Here is a 15,239-nt window from a genome sequence, read left to right on the forward strand (position 1 = left end):
AGGGCGCTGCGATGACTTACTCCGCTCCTCGCTGGCTTCCCGGCGGTCACCTGCAAACGATTTATCCTGCCACCTGCATCGCCAAGCCGCGGGTGGCGTACCGGCGCGAGCGCTGGGACACGCCGGATGGCGATTTCATCGATATCGACTTTGTCGACGGCAAGCCGGGGCAGCCTTTCATCGTGCTGTTCCACGGTCTCGAAGGCTCGTCCGACAGCCACTATGCGCGCTCGCTGATGGCGCACATCGCCGCACTTGGTTGGTCGGGTGCCGTGCCGCATTTCCGCGGCTGCTCAGGAGAACTGAATCTCGCGCCCCGCTTTTACCACTCGGGCGATGCGGCAGAAGTGGACTGGATCGTGCGGCGCCTGGCTGGACAACGCAAGGCCGGTCCGGACGCGAAAATCTATGCAGTGGGGGTCTCGCTGGGCGGAAATGCCTTGCTGCGCTGGCTGGGCGAATCGCAGCATCAGGCGGAGATCGTCGATGCTGCCTGCGCGATTTCGGCGCCGCTCGATCTCGCGGGTGGCGGAGCAGCCCTGTCGCGCGGCGTGAACATGATCTACACCCGCGTATTCCTGCAGACGCTGAAACCGAAATGCCTGCAAAAGCTCACGCAATTCCCGGACTTGTTCGACGCCGAGCGCATGCTGCGTGCCCGTAACCTTTACGAGTTCGACAATGTGGTGACAGCGCCGCTGCATGGATTCCGCGACACGGATGACTACTGGCATCGCGCCAGTTCCAAGCATGTGCTGTCGGATATCACGGTCCCGACGCTGGTACTCAATGCGCAGAACGATCCCTTCCTGCCGGCACAGCATCTGCCGCGCAGCGCCTCGCCCTTCGTGACGCTTGATTATCCGCGTGAAGGCGGCCACGTCGGCTTTGCCATAGGCGGCCCGCCCGGGCGCATCGACTGGCTGCCGCGGCGCATACTTCGTTTCCTTGGAGGTGAGCATAGCGGGGAGCTGGCCCATGGATGACATCGTCAGGCAGGCCATGGCGAAATGGCCGAACGTGCCACATTGCTACGACTGGCTTGCACTGGATGCACGCGGCGGATGGCGCATGCGCGACGAGCGCGCTCAGGCTCTGAAACTGCCCGGCGACAGGATCAACAACGCGGCCCTGCTTGGATTCATCAATCGCAATTACCTGCATGACGAGCGCGGCTGCTGGTATTTCCAGAACGGCCCCCAGCGTGTGTATGTCAACCTGGAAGCGACACCTTATATCGCGCGCACCGATCCTGAACAGGGTTTCGTACTGCATACCGGTGAGGCCGTGCCGCAGCTCGACGGCGCCTGGTTCACCGAAGACGGCCAGCTCCTGATCCAGTCCGGGCAAAAGATCGCACTGGTGGACGACCGCGACATGGCGCAATGCCTCGAGGCCTTGCACATGGATGGGAGCGCGATCAATGACGACCAGTTGCTGGAATGGCTCGATGATGCGGCAGGAAGCAAGCGCCTCACGTTTTCCTATCGCGGCCGCGAAGTGCCGGTCGGGCGCATGCAAAGGCAGGAGATTGCGGACCATTTCGGCTTCGTGCAGAAACCTCAGCAGGATCGTGCATAGACTGCCAAGCACTACCGCCTCGCCTGGCTATCCTTCATTTCCTCTTTCCAGCTCGCCTGCAGCTCCCGCTCGCGCGCATCGATCACTGTCTGATCGTAGAAGGTAGCATCGGGTGCGCGGCGCGCGATGCCGAGCTGATCGATTGCCGCCGGCAGGCTGCCTGAAATCGCGTAGTACTCGGCCAGTGCGATATGCTGCAGCGCCTGCTTGCCTTGCGCGGCATAGGCTTTCGCCAGGCGCTCCTGCAATTCCGGTTCGTGCCGGTACAACTGGGCCTGGTCACGCAGATAGCGCACTGCCTCGTCATAGCGCCCCGTCGCGACCAGCGCATCAGCATACTGATGGGCGATTCCGCGCGACAGGGGGAACTTTGCACGGGCTGCATCGGCTTCCTTCAATGCCTCAACCGGGCGATTGGCGGCAAGCTTGATGTCGATCGACAAGCCGGTCAGCACCGGATTCTGCAGCTTTTCCGAAGACCCCGGGGCCGCGGCGCTGGATTCCTGCAGCAAGGTCTGCGCTTTGTCTGTCGCGCCCTGACGCAGTGCGATAAACGCCAGACCGTACTTGGCCGCTGCAATTTGCGTCCTGCCTTTTTGCTGCAACTGGTTTTCAAACACCGCCGCGGCATCGCGCATTCCCTGCGCGGTAGGATTTTGCAGCACTCGCAAGCGGGCGCGGATCAGATGGAAATCGAGGCTGTCGACATGCTGCTTGTAGCGCTGATCGCGGATGCGTGCCTCGATATCGGCCATCCGCTCCGTGGTCAACGGGTGCGAGCGCAGGTAAGCAGGCGCCATATCGGAATAGGACCGGGTTGCATTCTGCATGCGGCCGAAGAATGCGATCATTCCCGACGTATCGAAGCCGGCATCGTCGAGAATCTGCAAGCCCACCCGGTCCGCCTCGCGTTCGGCATCGCGGCTGAAGTTGAGCTGCCTCTGGACCGCCATGCCCTGCCCGCCCAACAGCAGCGCTGAAGTCGCATCCGGGCTGGAGCGCGACGCCAGTGCCGCCAACACTACTGCGGCCAATGGGATCAGGGAATCCTGGCGCTGCCTGCCCAGCATGCGTGCGATATGGCGCTGCGCCACGTGGCCGATTTCATGGGCCAGAACCGATGCCAGTTCCGACTCATTCTGCGCCGCAAGGACCAGCGCCGAATGCACGCCGATGAATCCCCCGGGCAGCGCAAACGCATTGAGGGTCGGATCGCGCACTGCGAAAAAGAAGAAGTCGTATCCCGCCTCGCCACGCGCTTCCGGACGCGCCGCCACCAGACTGGCACCGAAATTGTTCAGGTATTCAAGCACCACCGGATCATCGAGATAATCGCGGTCGCGCCGGATATCGCGCATCACCTGCTCGCCAAGCTTGCGCTCCATCAATGGCGAAAGCTCCTCGCGTTCACTATCACCGAGGCTGGGCAAATTCTGTTCCGCATAGGCCATGGAAGGCGCGACTGCCGCCTGCAACATGCAAAGAATGGCAAGCGCCGTAGCGCCGAGCGCTCTTCGGAATGGACGATGGGAAAGAGAAGAGTTTATCGATTTCACGGTGCTATGATACCTGCACACGACAATCATTGAAGCCCTTCTGAAATCCTTGCCCATGAACACGAAGAACACGACCGGCGCATCCGAGCCCGGCGAACTGACGCATTTCGACCAGTCCGGCCAAGCCCATATGGTGGATGTCGGCACGAAGAATGAAACCCATCGGAGCGCTATTGCCACCGGTACCATCCGCATGAAGCCCGAGACACTTGCCATCATCCAATCGGGCACCGCTAAAAAAGGCGACGTGCTGGGAATTGCGCGCATCGCCGCCATCATGGGCGCGAAGAAGACTAGCGACTTGATTCCGCTTTGTCATCCGCTGGCGCTGACGAGAGTTGCAGTCGATTTTGATATCGACACTGAACAGTCAAGCGTGATTTGTAGGGCCCGGGTTGAAACCTATGGCAAGACCGGCGTGGAGATGGAAGCGCTGACGGCGGTGCAGGTGGGGTTGCTTACTATTTATGACATGTGCAAGGCGGTTGATCGGGGGATGGTGATCTCAGATATACATTTGCTGGAAAAACATGGGGGAAAGTCTGGAAGTTGGGCAACCTAGCTTTTTATTTCAAACTATTTGGCGAATTAGGTTTGGGAAGTCTCTCAAAAAGAGCCATGTATCTTGCTGGAGATGCGACAGCCATGCTTTGCCACACTCGGTAGGCTGCAAGATAATCGTTTGGATGCAATCGATTGATCGTAAGCATGGACCTTATTGCCTCCTCCTGACGATCATTCGATCCATACACTAATGACATACGCATCATAACTGGCGCATAACCAAAGCGTTTTGCGACATGCTCCATAAAACTAATATCCTCTGGAGACATACCTTCACGAGGCTTCATTTTCGCAAACCGGAAATAATCATAAAAATACGGAAACAAAGTAAAGTTTGGTTTATCAGTCGTACCTTCGTCCGCTTTAAGGCCTAACCTTTCCCATCCCATTGCGCGGAAATCCACGACGACACGTCGATAGTCCATGGCGACAGTAATCAAGCCCATCGACATAACGCAATAGAGAGCAACAATATAGGTACGGGGCACTTGTATCATTTTCGACCCAAACTGCTCTTGATGAACCATGCCCATGAGTAGAGCCATTGGTAATAGCACATACGCATACCAGAGCGGGAACTCCACCATGCTATGTACGAGCACCGCCATAAAAAAGAGCGTTGCAAAGCCCACTTCTTTAGATGAAGCACGCCGTAGGCATCCAAAATAAAACCAATAGGCCAGCGCACCGAATATCAGAATGGTGACCGGCCATCCCAATTCCGCAGCAAAATTCAGCACGATGTTGTGGGCATGCTGTACATAGATGCTTGGTTCGAAGTCTGCGCCAATCATTATCTGTTGCGGCCCGAATTCATACCATCCAGCGCCGAACCAGGGATGCGAGAAACTGACTTCAAGCGCCTGCTGAATCAAAGCAATGCGTTCGGAATGCGTACCGACACGTTCTGCTGCGGAAGCTGCCGACACACCTAACGCTGCGGCAATCGTGGGCAGCACAATGATCAACACAACATAGCAGGCGACTAATGCAGTCAGCACTTTGGCGGGTATGTTTTTGTATCCTTCCCTGTTCCGCCAGGACCAGGTAAACCATGCAAAAATTGGCATGATTAGCCAGCCAATTCTTGATTGAGTGAGAACCAATCCGACCATTAAGAGCAGCACGATTCCAAATGCGACGCTCTTGGACAATTTTCCAGCTTGATATAGCCACCAAGCAGATGCAATGGAAATGCAAAAAAGGAGGGCAAGCTGATTGGGTTGCCCGACATTTGCATAAGGACGAGTCCCTAGCCTGCGTGGCATTCCCATCATAAACGGCAGGTATTCCACGCCCAGGAACTGGCAGCATGCAATTACCAACGACACGGCACCCGCTAACAGATGAGCGAATGCCAGTATCTTGCAGAGATGGATGGAACCTAATTGCTTGTTTGCCGTAATACCAGCGCCCAGAACGATGGCTATCGTAGCAATCAGAAGGTAAGCCACTGGCAGAATCGCGTCGCTACTGAATTGCATCATTCCGCCCAAGACCTGCAATATGATCGGCACTGTCAGGCCAGCAGGAACAAGGGCAATCCAGGGAAGTTGGATTCTTGGTTTTATCTCGGTAGCGACACCGAGTAGTGCAATGGATATTCCGAATATGACTAGCCAGTCGTTATAAAACGCATTGAATGGATACACATGGTAGGGCAACAAATACGCGAATACGATTGAGAGCCACAAAAGCACCAAAGATCGTTTCGTTTGTGCGGCGTCCATTGCATTCCAGGTATCGTTCAAAAGGCACATCAAAAAAAGCGCGGCCATATGGCCGCGCTTTTTTAATTTTCTAGATCTTATTACTGGCCGCGGCAAGAACCGGGCAAGTATTTCGCCTCAATAGTGGTGCCAGCGCCGCCGCAAATCCACTTGCCAATCGTCTGATCGCCAGTCGGGGGGTTGGTCAGCGCGGTACCATCAGGTTTCATCGGAACGATTGTAAGGACGTTTTTACCGGCCAATTGCGGAATAGCGGTAGCGTCCGCTGTGATTGTAATAGTACCTGTGCTGCTAACTCTCACAGTTTCAACAAACTTGGAGGCGTGGGCGCCGCCCGAGCTGCCTGCTTCGCAACCCCAGAAATTAGTGGTGCCATCCGGCAGCGAGCCAGAGGAGGACTGCACGACTTCCGTGACGCTCGTACGGCAAGCAGAGCCGGCCAGCATCACTTCGGAGATCTTGGCGCGAACAGTGTAGTCCTGATAAGCGGGCAAGGCGACTGCCGCCAAAATACCAATGATCGCCACAACGATCATCAATTCGATCAAGGTAAAGCCGCGCTGAGCACGTTGAATCATTTTCATGGATTTCATTTATTTCTCCCTTTTGGAAACAGACAGAAAATCTGCCTTGCTCTTCATTGAGCAAAGTGCATGCCAGAAGGAAATACCATAATTAATTAGCTCTTAGATAACTTTGAATGACCAGTTTTGGCAATTTGGCAGGAACTGAGTGCCAGTTTTTGTCACTTTGGTTAAGGGTGTGACGCGAATGGTCTAGAAATAAAGAAAGGCTTTTTATCCACGAGCCGTTTAGTTACGTCAACGAAGCACGATTATCAATATTGCCGCGTGGAGTGGCCTTTTTAGAATCCTGTTAAGTACCAAATCAAGAATTCCAACTTAAAAACCTTCCTAATAATCCGGCAGGCTTAGGATTGGCGGACTTAACGTCACTTGCGCCGACTCTGGTCAATACAACGGAAATGTTGTCACGTCCACCATTCTCATTCGCCATCCTGACCAACGTTGCGCATATCGTTTTCAACGATGGTCCGAATCCTACAATGGTGTCATGGATCCCCTGATCCGAGATCATGTCCGACAATCCATCTGAACATAGCAAATAAATATCCCCCTCCTCGACCTCATGGTCGTGGACTTCGACATCGAGCTTGGGATTGACACCGACGGCGCGGGTGACGAGATTTCGGTGCGAGGAAAAGCGCGCCATTTCCGGGCTGATCTGGCCGGCGTCTATCTGCTCCTGAACCAAGGAATGGTCGCGGGTGATCTGGGTCAGTTCTCCCTTACGGAACCGGTAGGCACGGGAATCGCCGACATGGGCGATGGTGACTTTGTTCTGGTGGAATAGCGCGGCGACCAGGGTGGTACCCATCCCGCGATAGCGGGGCTGCGCGTGGGCGGCTTCGACGATTGCCAGATTGGCTTGCTGGATGGCGTCGACGATCAGTTGCTGGTGCAGCCGGCTTCGGGAACGAAGAAGGTCGGTATTCTTGTTTGGCCGTTTACTGAGGCCCGCTTCCATCGATTCCTTGAAGACGGTAGTCGCGATATTGCTGGCGACTTCCCCTGCGTTGTATCCGCCCATGCCGTCAGCAAGGATGGCGAATCCATACTCCGGACTGAGCGCGATCGCGTCTTCGTTCTGCGAACGGACCAGCCCGGTATCGGTTTTTTCGGCGAATTCAAGCGCAGCGTTGGCAAGCATGCACAAATTATACGTGCGAGCAAATCCGCCGTGAAAAATTTGCTTACATTCTCTTAAGAGAAACAACGACTGCGGTTTTGCAGCATTTCGTCAGCGCCAGAAGAAGTACTGACCGACGATGACATAAAAACCTGCTCCTTATGGCGCAAGAAGAGCAAGCCAGCACTCAAATGTGCTCCTCCTTGGACGAACTTTGCTTCCTCATCAGCCAATGGCCGATCAGAACGACGAGCACTGCGCCTACCATGCCCGGCAGGTTGACGGCAGCGCCGGTTCCCGGGATGGCAAGATCGAGAGCGGGCAGATTGGCCTTGATCCAGGGAGCGAAACCGACATCCGACGTGATCATGCCCCCTGCGAGATAGCCTAATAGCGCCGCGCCGAAGGTGATGATGATGGGCAGGCGCTCCATCAGTTTCAGTACCAGCGTACTGCCCCAGACGATAATGGGGATGCTGACCAGGATGCCGAAGATGACCAGCGCCATCTGGTGTTCGCCGCCTGCCTGCTCCGCCGCGCTCGCTACCGCAATCACATTGTCGATGCTCATCACAAGGTCGGCGACCACGATAGTCTTGACGGCAGCGAGAAGACGATCGCTCGCCTGGATGTCGCCATGACCTTCATCATCGTCAGCCAGTAGCTTGATGCCTATCCAGAGAAGCAGCAGGCCGCCGAGGAACTTGAGATATGGAACTTGCAGCAGGGTGACGGCAAAGGCGATCAGGATGATGCGAATGCCGATCGCGCCGAAGGTGCCCCACAGGATGCCTTTGAATCGCAATTTTGGAGGCAGGTTGCGACAGGCTAGTGCGATCACGATCGCATTGTCGCCGCCTAAAAGAATGTCAATGAGAATGATCTGGCCGACTGCGATCCAGTTTAGGTTGAGCAAAAAATCCATGGAAGTCCGAAAAAGTTATCCGGAAAATAATACGGGGGGCATTAAGCCCCCCGCAAGACAACTTTTTAGGAACGTTTGTTCGGAATTTGCGAGTGATTACAGCACAGACTTCAGCAAACGACCCATTTCCGACGGGTTCTTCGTGACCTTGATGCCGCATGCCGCCATGATGTCCAGCTTGGCCTGAGCGGTATCTTCACCGCCGGAAATCAAGGCGCCTGCGTGACCCATGCGCTTGCCCGGAGGCGCGGTGACGCCCGCGATGAAACCGACGACCGGCTTTTTCATGTTGTCCTTGATCCAGCGTGCGGCATTGGCTTCGTCCGGTCCGCCGATTTCACCGATCATGATGACGGCGTCGGTATCCGGATCGTCATTGAACATCTTCATGACATCAATGTGCTTCAAGCCGTTGATCGGATCGCCACCGATACCGACAGCGCTGGATTGACCAAGTCCGAGCGCGGTCAATTGCGCCACGGCTTCATAGGTCAGAGTGCCGGAACGGGAAACGACACCGATGCGGCCCTTCTTGTGGATATGGCCGGGCATGATGCCAATCTTGATTTCGTCCGGAGTGATCAGGCCCGGGCAGTTCGGCCCCAGCAGGAGCGTCTTGCTACCGGCCTTTTTCATCTTGTCCTTGACGGCCAGCATGTCGCGTACAGGAATGCCTTCGGTAATGCAGATGACCAGATCGAGGTCGGCGTCGACCGCTTCCCAGATCGCGTCGGCTGCGCCTGCGGGTGGAACGTAGATCACGGAAACGGTGGCGCCAGTTTTATCCTTGGCATCCTTGACGTTGGCGAAGATCGGAATGCCTTCGAAATCCTCGCCGGCCTTTTTCGGGTTGACGCCGGCGACGAAGCAGTTCTTGCCATTGGCGTATTCGCGGCACATGCGAGTGTGGAACTGGCCGGTCTTGCCGGTGATGCCTTGGGTGATGACTTTGGTGTCTTTGTTGATCAGGATCGACATGTTTCTTCCTTGCGATTATTTTCCGTTGGCCGCTGCGACGACTTTCTGCGCGGCTTCTTCCATCGTGTCAGCCGAGATGATCGGCAAGCCGGAGTCGGCAAGCATCTTCTTGCCGAGCTCTTCATTGGTGCCCTTCATGCGCACGACCAGCGGCACGCTCAGCGACACCGCCTTAGAGGCAGCGATCACGCCTTCGGCGATCACATCGCAGCGCATGATGCCGCCGAAGATGTTGACGAGAATCGCTTTCAGGTTAGGGTTCTTCAGCATGAGCTTGAAGGCTTCGGTCACTTTCTCCGTGGTGGCACCGCCGCCGACGTCGAGGAAGTTAGCCGGTTCGCCGCCGAACAGCTTGATGGTATCCATGGTCGCCATCGCGAGGCCGGCGCCATTGACGAGGCAGCCGATGTTGCCGTCGAGAGAAATGTAGGCGAGGTCGAACTTCGATGCTTCAATTTCCGCCGGATCCTCTTCAGCGAGGTCGCGATAGGCGACGATTTCCGGATGGCGGAACAATGCATTTGAATCGAAATTGAACTTGGCGTCGAGCGCGATCACCTTGCCCGAGCCGGTCAGGATCAGCGGATTGATTTCCGCCAGCGACGCGTCGGTTTCCCAGTATGCCTTGTACAAACCCTGCAGCTGCTTGCGCGCATCGGGGATCGAAGCTGGAGGAATGCCGATCTTGGCTGCGATCGCATCCGCATCCGCGTCGGTCAATCCCGTTGCCGGATCGATTTCGACCTTGTGGATCAGTTCGGGATGCTTCTCTGCGACTTCTTCGATATCCATGCCCCCTTCGCTGGATGCCATCAGCACGACGCGCTGGCTGAGACGGTCGGTCACCATGCTGACATACAGTTCTTTCTTGATGTCGGCGCCTTCCTCGATCAGCAGGCGGCCCACTTTCTGTCCTTCCGGACCGGTCTGATGGGTCACGAGCTGCATGCCGAGAATGGCCGTGGCATAGTCCTTGACTTGGTCCAAGGATTTAGCCACTTTCACGCCGCCGCCCTTGCCGCGGCCGCCAGCATGGATCTGCGCCTTGACGACCCAGACCGGGCCTCCAAGAGTTTCGGCCGCCTTGACCGCTTCCTCGACGGAAAAGCACGGGATGCCCCGTGGAACCGTCACTCCGAACTTGCGGAGGATTTCTTTGCCCTGATACTCATGGATTTTCATGCGAGCTTCCCTTCAGACACTTTTAAAAGACAAACTGGGTTGGATTAAGTTGTTTCTGTTTCCGCTGGCTTGACCGCCCAGCGCGGATAGAATTTCGCCACCGCCTCGCCATCGATGCGCAAGGCATGGCAACGATCGAGTTGAAAAGGCCGCTCTCGTTGCTTGTCGTCACCGGCACCATCCCGGGTATCGAAGACGTCGCCAGCAAATGCCTGGATCGCCGCAGTTGGCAGGACCTGGGCAAGTTCCGTCAAATGAGTGCACCCCTGGATGCCGGACAGCCGTTCCTTGAGCGCGTTACGAAAACCCTTCATCAGGTTCAATCCAACCAGCTTTTGGTAAGCGGGCGCGATCGTGTCACAGTAGCCGGGATAAGGAACGGAATCAGACACAGCCTCCACTGCCCGTATGGTAAGCAGGGTGTCGACAGTCAATCGCAGCCAGAGGTCATGCAAGGGTGAACCGGATGGCTTGGTGCCAGACGCAAGTGTTACGTCCCGGGTTTTGGTGTCGGTGATGTGGGCCTCGATATCCCAGAAACCATCGTGGCGTGCGAATGCTTGAACCTGGATGGTACGCGTGTGCTTGAGCACGCGGGATGTCGGCGGTGATAAGGGCATAATGACCAATGCCAGCGGGCGGCGGCGAAAAAAAGCCGCATTTGCGAGTCGTTACCGCAGCTTCTACGATAACAGCCGCTCATGCGGCGTTGCAAAAACCGGGAAAGTGTAGCACAGGTCAAAGGGCTTAGCGATCTTGATCCCCGACTATCTTCATTCAACGCATCATAGTGATGATCTCGCCGATCCTGCCGGCGTCGAAAATCGGCACTGAAATAGCGGGATAAGGAAATAAAGAATGAGAGAAAGATTTTTTTGGAAATACGGCAACGCCACCTGCGGTTTTAGGTGAGAACTGCTCTTCGGGGGAATCGGCGCCGCCTTTCCGGTCGTCGAATTCATTCTCCGTCATCAATGTCGTAATTGAGGACGGCCTTTATCGTAGCCGGTGAAAATCCGCGTTGCAAAAGGAAACGTGCCTGCCTTGCGCGCTCCTTCGCATCTTCGGGAAGCGAGCCAAATTTTTTTCGCCAGATTTCGCGAGCACGCACGGTTTCATCCTGTTTCAGGCCGGCCTCGATCGCATCAAGTGCTTCGCCACCGATCCCGTGACTTTGCAATTCCGACAGGATGCGATGATTCCCATACCGTGCCGCGCGGCGATGCACGAGAGACTCGGCAAAACGGGGCTCGGACAAAAGCTTTGCCGCTTCGAGAGAATCCAGCAAGGCGTCGATATCGTCATCTTCCCGTGCATGGCGCGCCAGCTTGCGTGCCAATTCTTGGCGGCTATGTTCTCTTTGCGCCAAATAATTGAGGGCCCGGGCCTTCAGACTCAGCGGTAACTTTGTCATCTGGCGCGGGCCCTGCTCACGTGAAGCCGATCAGGCAATGTAATCGTTCGGAAGGCTCCGATCGATCACTCTTCCACTTCCTTGATGGGGGCGAGTTCGGGAACGCCGAGCGATGCCCGCACCTTGTTCTCGATTTCGCGGGCCAGTTCCGGATGTTCTTTCAGGTAATTGCGCGCATTATCCTTGCCTTGGCCAATCCGTTCGCCGTTATAGCTATACCAGGCGCCAGATTTTTCCACGATCTTCGCTTCCGAGCCGAGGTCGAGGATTTCGCCTTCGCGCGAAGTGCCTTCCCCGTAGAGAATGTCGAAATGCGCCTCCCGGAACGGAGGAGCAACCTTGTTCTTCACGACCTTGACCTTGGTTTCGTTACCGATCACCTCGTCACCGGACTTGATGGAGCCGGTACGGCGAATGTCCAGGCGCACCGAAGCATAGAACTTCAATGCATTGCCACCAGTCGTGGTTTCAGGATTGCCGAACATGACTCCGATCTTCATCCGGATCTGGTTAATGAAAATGACCAGCGTATTGGTGCGGTTGATGCTGCCGGTCAGTTTGCGCAGCGCCTGGGACATCAGCCGGGCTTGCAGACCTGGCAGGGAATCGCCCATTTCGCCTTCGATTTCCGCGCGCGGGGTCAAAGCCGCAACCGAGTCGACCACAACCATGTCCACACTGCCGGAACGCACCAGCGCATCGCAGATTTCAAGCGCCTGCTCGCCAGTATCGGGCTGGGAAATCAGGAGATCCTGCAAATTCACGCCCAGTTTCTGCGCATACACGACATCCAATGCATGTTCCGCATCGATAAAGGCGCAGGTGCCGCCCAACTTCTGCATCTCTGCAATTGCCTGCAGGGTCAGGGTGGTTTTGCCGGATGATTCCGGACCATAAATTTCAACGATTCGGCCACGTGGCAAGCCGCCCACGCCGAGCGCAATATCCAGTCCCAGCGAACCGGTAGAGACCACCTGCACTTCTTCCGCAACGGCGCCATCGACCATGCGCATCACGGAACCTTTGCCGAACTGCTTTTCGATCTGGGCCAAGGCGGCTGCAAGGGCTTTGCTCTTGTCCGGATTCAATGCGGATTTCTTGTCGTCCATAAATGTATTCTTTCGACGGTTGGAATAAAAGATCTGGCGACTGCTTTTGATCTCAGAACCTATACTGTATAAAAAAACAGTGATTTGTGCAAGCGCGATTTTCGAATATTCGAAAGTTGATTAATATGACTATATATCAATGACTTGTCTTCCTGATACCCTTACTGAATCGCAATAGAGTGTTTTGATACCTAATGGATCGAATCGACCATGCGCATCTTGCTCGCTGAAGACGATAACGTACTCGCCGATGGGCTTACCCGTTCATTGCGGCAGTCGGGGTATGCGATCGACTGTGTCAAGAACGGCGAGGAAGCTGATTCAGTTTTGTCGACCCAGGATTTCGACTTGCTGATCCTGGATCTGGGATTGCCGAAAATGCCTGGGCTCGAAGTGCTGCGCCGTCTGCGCATGCGCAATTCACGACTTCCGGTGCTGATCCTGACTGCGGTCGATTCGATCGAACAACGCGTCAAAGGCCTGGACTTGGGCGCCGACGACTATATGGCGAAACCGTTCGCGCTTTCGGAACTGGAAGCGCGGGTGCGCGCGCTGACCCGGCGTGGCGCAGGCGGGGGACCGACCGTCATCCGGCACGGCGCCCTCACTTATGATCAGGTTGGCCGCATCGCGTACCTGCATGACCAGATGCTCGACTTGTCGGCGCGCGAACTGGGCTTGCTGGAAGTCCTGCTACAACGCACTGGCCGCCTGGTTTCAAAAGAACAACTGGTGGACCATTTGTGCGAATGGGGCGAGGAAGTCAGCAACAATGCGATCGAAGTGTATGTGCATCGACTCCGGAAGAAAATAGAAACCGACGGTGTGCGCATCGCCACTGTGCGTGGTCTGGGCTATTGCCTGGAAAAAACTCCTGACCCGAATCCGCATAGCACCCCGCCTTCAGTCTGATAACCATGATGAGCGACGCAAACGACCTGGATGCGCACGCTCCCGCCGTATCCGACCTCCCCTCTTCATCACCCCCCCCGCGCGAGCGGCCCGACAAGCCGCAAGAGCGCATCCAGCGTTCGCTCTTCGGCGAAATCCTTGACTGGATGCTGGTGCCGCTCTTGCTGCTGTGGCCGGTAAGCATTGCCATCACTTATCTGGCCGCAAAATCCATCGCCAATCATCCATTTGATCGCGCGCTCGAAGACAAGACGACCGTAGTAGCACAGCAAGTGAAAGAGGTCGACGGCAGGCTCGTCGCCTCTCTGCCCGCATCCGCCCGCGACATCCTGCGTGCCGACGATATCGATTATGTTTATTTTCAGGTCACTGGCCGAAATGGAGAATTCGTTGCCGGTGACCGCGATATGCCGGCTCCGCCAGCAGAGGATGAGAATTCACAGACAGGCTCCGTCCAGTTTCGCGACGACACTCTGCGTGGCAGCGACGTACGCGTCGCTTATGTGTATGTCGATTTCCACCGCCAGGCCGCAAGGAATGGCGGACAGGAGCCGCGGGTGGCACTGGTGCAGGTGGCAGAAACCTTGGACAAGCGCAGCCAGCTTGCCAATGAAATCATCAAGGGCGTCATCCTGCCCCAGTTCATCATCCTGCCGATCGCGCTGGCCCTCGTATGGTTTGCACTGTCGCGTGGGCTCTCGCCGCTGACCGAACTGCAGCAGCATATCAGTGCCAGGAGGCCGGATGATTTGCGGCCGATCGAGCCGGGCCAGGTACCGGAAGAGATATCGCCGCTGGTGCGTTCTCTGAATGACATGCTGGGGCGACTGGCGCAAACCATCCAGATGCAGAAGCGCTTCATTGCCGATGCCGCGCACCAGATGAAGACCCCGCTGGCCGGCATGCGCATGCAGTCCGAGCTGGCACTGCGCGAATCCGATCCGAAGGAAATCCATCGCTCGCTCGAACAATTGTCGAAAAGCTCGGAATCCGCGACGCGCCTGGTGAACCAGTTGCTGGCCCTGGCGCGCGCAGAAAACCAGACACCGGAAGCGAAGCCTTTCGCGCCCATCGAACTTTCAGAACTGGCGCGTGACGTGGTGCAGGACTGGGTACAAAGCTCGTTCACTCATCGCATCGACCTCGGTTTTGAGCAGCCGGGCCATCCGATCATGGTCCAGGGAAATGCCGTCATGCTCCGCGAAATGCTGAGCAACCTGATCGATAACGCCTTGCGCTATACGCCGGCCGGCGGCAGCGTCACGGTGCGCGTCTACCCGGATGAGGATCAGGGCCGTGCCATGCTGGAAGTGGAAGATACCGGGCCGGGCATTCCGCCCGCGGAGCGGATCCATGTATTCGAGCGCTTCTACCGCATCCTGGGCACCAATGTCGAAGGCAGCGGACTGGGCCTGGCTATCGTTCGGGAGATTGCGCAGCAGCATGGTGCCGAAATCGAGCTTTCCAACAGCCCGCATAGTCAGGACAAGAGATTTCCAGGCACCTTGTTCCGAGTCAGCCTGCCGATGCAACGCCGCTCCGCCTTCATCGAAGATCTTGGCTAAACCACATGAGTAA

Annotated in this window: 16 protein-coding genes; 5 read left to right on the plus strand and 11 right to left on the minus strand. The window is 56.3% G+C overall.

Annotation, left to right across the window (positions count from 1 at the left end; all coding sequences use genetic code 11):
* Positions 1–11 precede the first annotated feature (11 nt).
* Together HGHM_RS12065 and HGHM_RS12070 are read left to right on the plus strand one after the other, a co-directional pair.
* The gene (locus tag HGHM_RS12065) at positions 12–986 is read left to right on the plus strand and encodes a YheT family hydrolase (RefSeq protein WP_019141789.1); all 975 of its coding nucleotides are present in this window, start codon (positions 12–14) and stop codon (positions 984–986) included.
* Positions 979–1,581 carry a DUF2946 family protein gene (locus tag HGHM_RS12070; protein ID WP_019141790.1) on the plus strand — a complete coding sequence of 201 codons (603 nt, stop codon included), beginning with the start codon at positions 979–981 and terminating at the stop codon, positions 1,579–1,581. The genes HGHM_RS12065 and HGHM_RS12070 overlap by 8 nt, the downstream gene beginning before the upstream one ends.
* A gap of 11 nt (positions 1,582–1,592) precedes the next feature.
* Here HGHM_RS12070 and HGHM_RS12075 read toward each other — a convergent pair whose 3' ends face one another.
* Positions 1,593–3,167 (minus strand): M48 family metalloprotease, encoded by a 1,575-nt coding sequence (locus HGHM_RS12075; RefSeq protein WP_148415497.1) that lies wholly within the window; start codon positions 3,165–3,167, stop codon positions 1,593–1,595.
* A 25-nt stretch (positions 3,168–3,192) separates the two neighbouring features.
* Here HGHM_RS12075 and moaC point away from each other — a divergent pair, with 25 nt between their 5' ends.
* Entirely contained in the window at positions 3,193–3,699 is a 507-nt protein-coding gene (gene moaC, locus HGHM_RS12080; protein WP_019141792.1) for a cyclic pyranopterin monophosphate synthase MoaC, read from the plus strand.
* Positions 3,700–3,703: 4 nt separating this feature from the next.
* Here the strand turns inward: moaC and HGHM_RS12085 are convergent, their stop codons facing one another.
* The 10 genes from HGHM_RS12085 to recA all read right to left on the minus strand — a co-directional run bounded on the left by HGHM_RS12085 (position 3,704) and on the right by recA (position 12,749).
* A complete protein-coding gene (locus tag HGHM_RS12085; RefSeq protein WP_187370974.1) occupies positions 3,704–5,431 on the minus strand; it encodes a PglL family O-oligosaccharyltransferase in 1,728 nt (575 codons plus the stop codon).
* A gap of 80 nt (positions 5,432–5,511) precedes the next feature.
* Positions 5,512–6,015, minus strand: a complete 504-nt coding sequence (locus tag HGHM_RS12090) for a pilin (protein WP_019141794.1) — start codon at positions 6,013–6,015, stop codon at positions 5,512–5,514.
* A 304-nt stretch (positions 6,016–6,319) separates the two neighbouring features.
* Positions 6,320–7,162: a Stp1/IreP family PP2C-type Ser/Thr phosphatase gene (locus tag HGHM_RS12100; protein WP_026075954.1), complete on the minus strand. Its 843-nt coding sequence runs from the start codon at positions 7,160–7,162 to the stop codon at positions 6,320–6,322.
* 166 nt (positions 7,163–7,328) lie between these two features.
* The gene (locus tag HGHM_RS12105) at positions 7,329–8,066 is read right to left on the minus strand and encodes a TerC family protein (RefSeq protein ID WP_019141797.1); all 738 of its coding nucleotides are present in this window, start codon (positions 8,064–8,066) and stop codon (positions 7,329–7,331) included.
* Positions 8,067–8,162: 96 nt separating this feature from the next.
* A complete protein-coding gene (sucD, locus tag HGHM_RS12110; RefSeq protein ID WP_019141798.1) occupies positions 8,163–9,044 on the minus strand; it encodes a succinate--CoA ligase subunit alpha in 882 nt (293 codons plus the stop codon).
* 15 nt (positions 9,045–9,059) lie between these two features.
* Positions 9,060–10,226, minus strand: a complete 1,167-nt coding sequence (sucC, locus tag HGHM_RS12115; RefSeq protein ID WP_019141799.1) for an ADP-forming succinate--CoA ligase subunit beta — start codon at positions 10,224–10,226, stop codon at positions 9,060–9,062.
* A gap of 44 nt (positions 10,227–10,270) precedes the next feature.
* The gene (locus HGHM_RS12120) at positions 10,271–10,846 is read right to left on the minus strand and encodes a DUF2889 domain-containing protein (RefSeq protein ID WP_019141800.1); all 576 of its coding nucleotides are present in this window, start codon (positions 10,844–10,846) and stop codon (positions 10,271–10,273) included.
* A 157-nt stretch (positions 10,847–11,003) separates the two neighbouring features.
* Entirely contained in the window at positions 11,004–11,198 is a 195-nt protein-coding gene (locus HGHM_RS23190; RefSeq protein WP_148415499.1) for a hypothetical protein, read from the minus strand.
* Positions 11,185–11,640, minus strand: coding sequence for a recombination regulator RecX (recX, locus tag HGHM_RS12125; RefSeq protein WP_026075955.1), 456 nt, complete (start codon positions 11,638–11,640; stop codon positions 11,185–11,187). The genes HGHM_RS23190 and recX overlap by 14 nt, the downstream gene beginning before the upstream one ends.
* 65 nt (positions 11,641–11,705) lie before the next feature.
* Complete coding sequence (recA, locus tag HGHM_RS12130) at positions 11,706–12,749, minus strand: recombinase RecA (protein WP_019141802.1); 1,044 nt, start codon at positions 12,747–12,749, stop codon at positions 11,706–11,708.
* Between the two features lie 210 nt (positions 12,750–12,959).
* On the opposite strand from recA, the gene HGHM_RS12135 reads away from it, so the two are divergent.
* Complete coding sequence (locus HGHM_RS12135; RefSeq protein WP_019141803.1) at positions 12,960–13,661, plus strand: response regulator; 702 nt, start codon at positions 12,960–12,962, stop codon at positions 13,659–13,661.
* 5 nt (positions 13,662–13,666) lie between these two features.
* Positions 13,667–15,226 (plus strand): sensor histidine kinase, encoded by a 1,560-nt coding sequence (locus tag HGHM_RS12140; protein WP_019141804.1) that lies wholly within the window; start codon positions 13,667–13,669, stop codon positions 15,224–15,226.
* Positions 15,227–15,239: the final 13 nt, after the last annotated feature.

Origin of the sequence: Noviherbaspirillum massiliense JC206 (assembly GCF_000312045.1) — a bacterium.
GTDB classification, from domain to species: Bacteria; Pseudomonadota; Gammaproteobacteria; order Burkholderiales; family Burkholderiaceae_D; genus Noviherbaspirillum; species Noviherbaspirillum massiliense.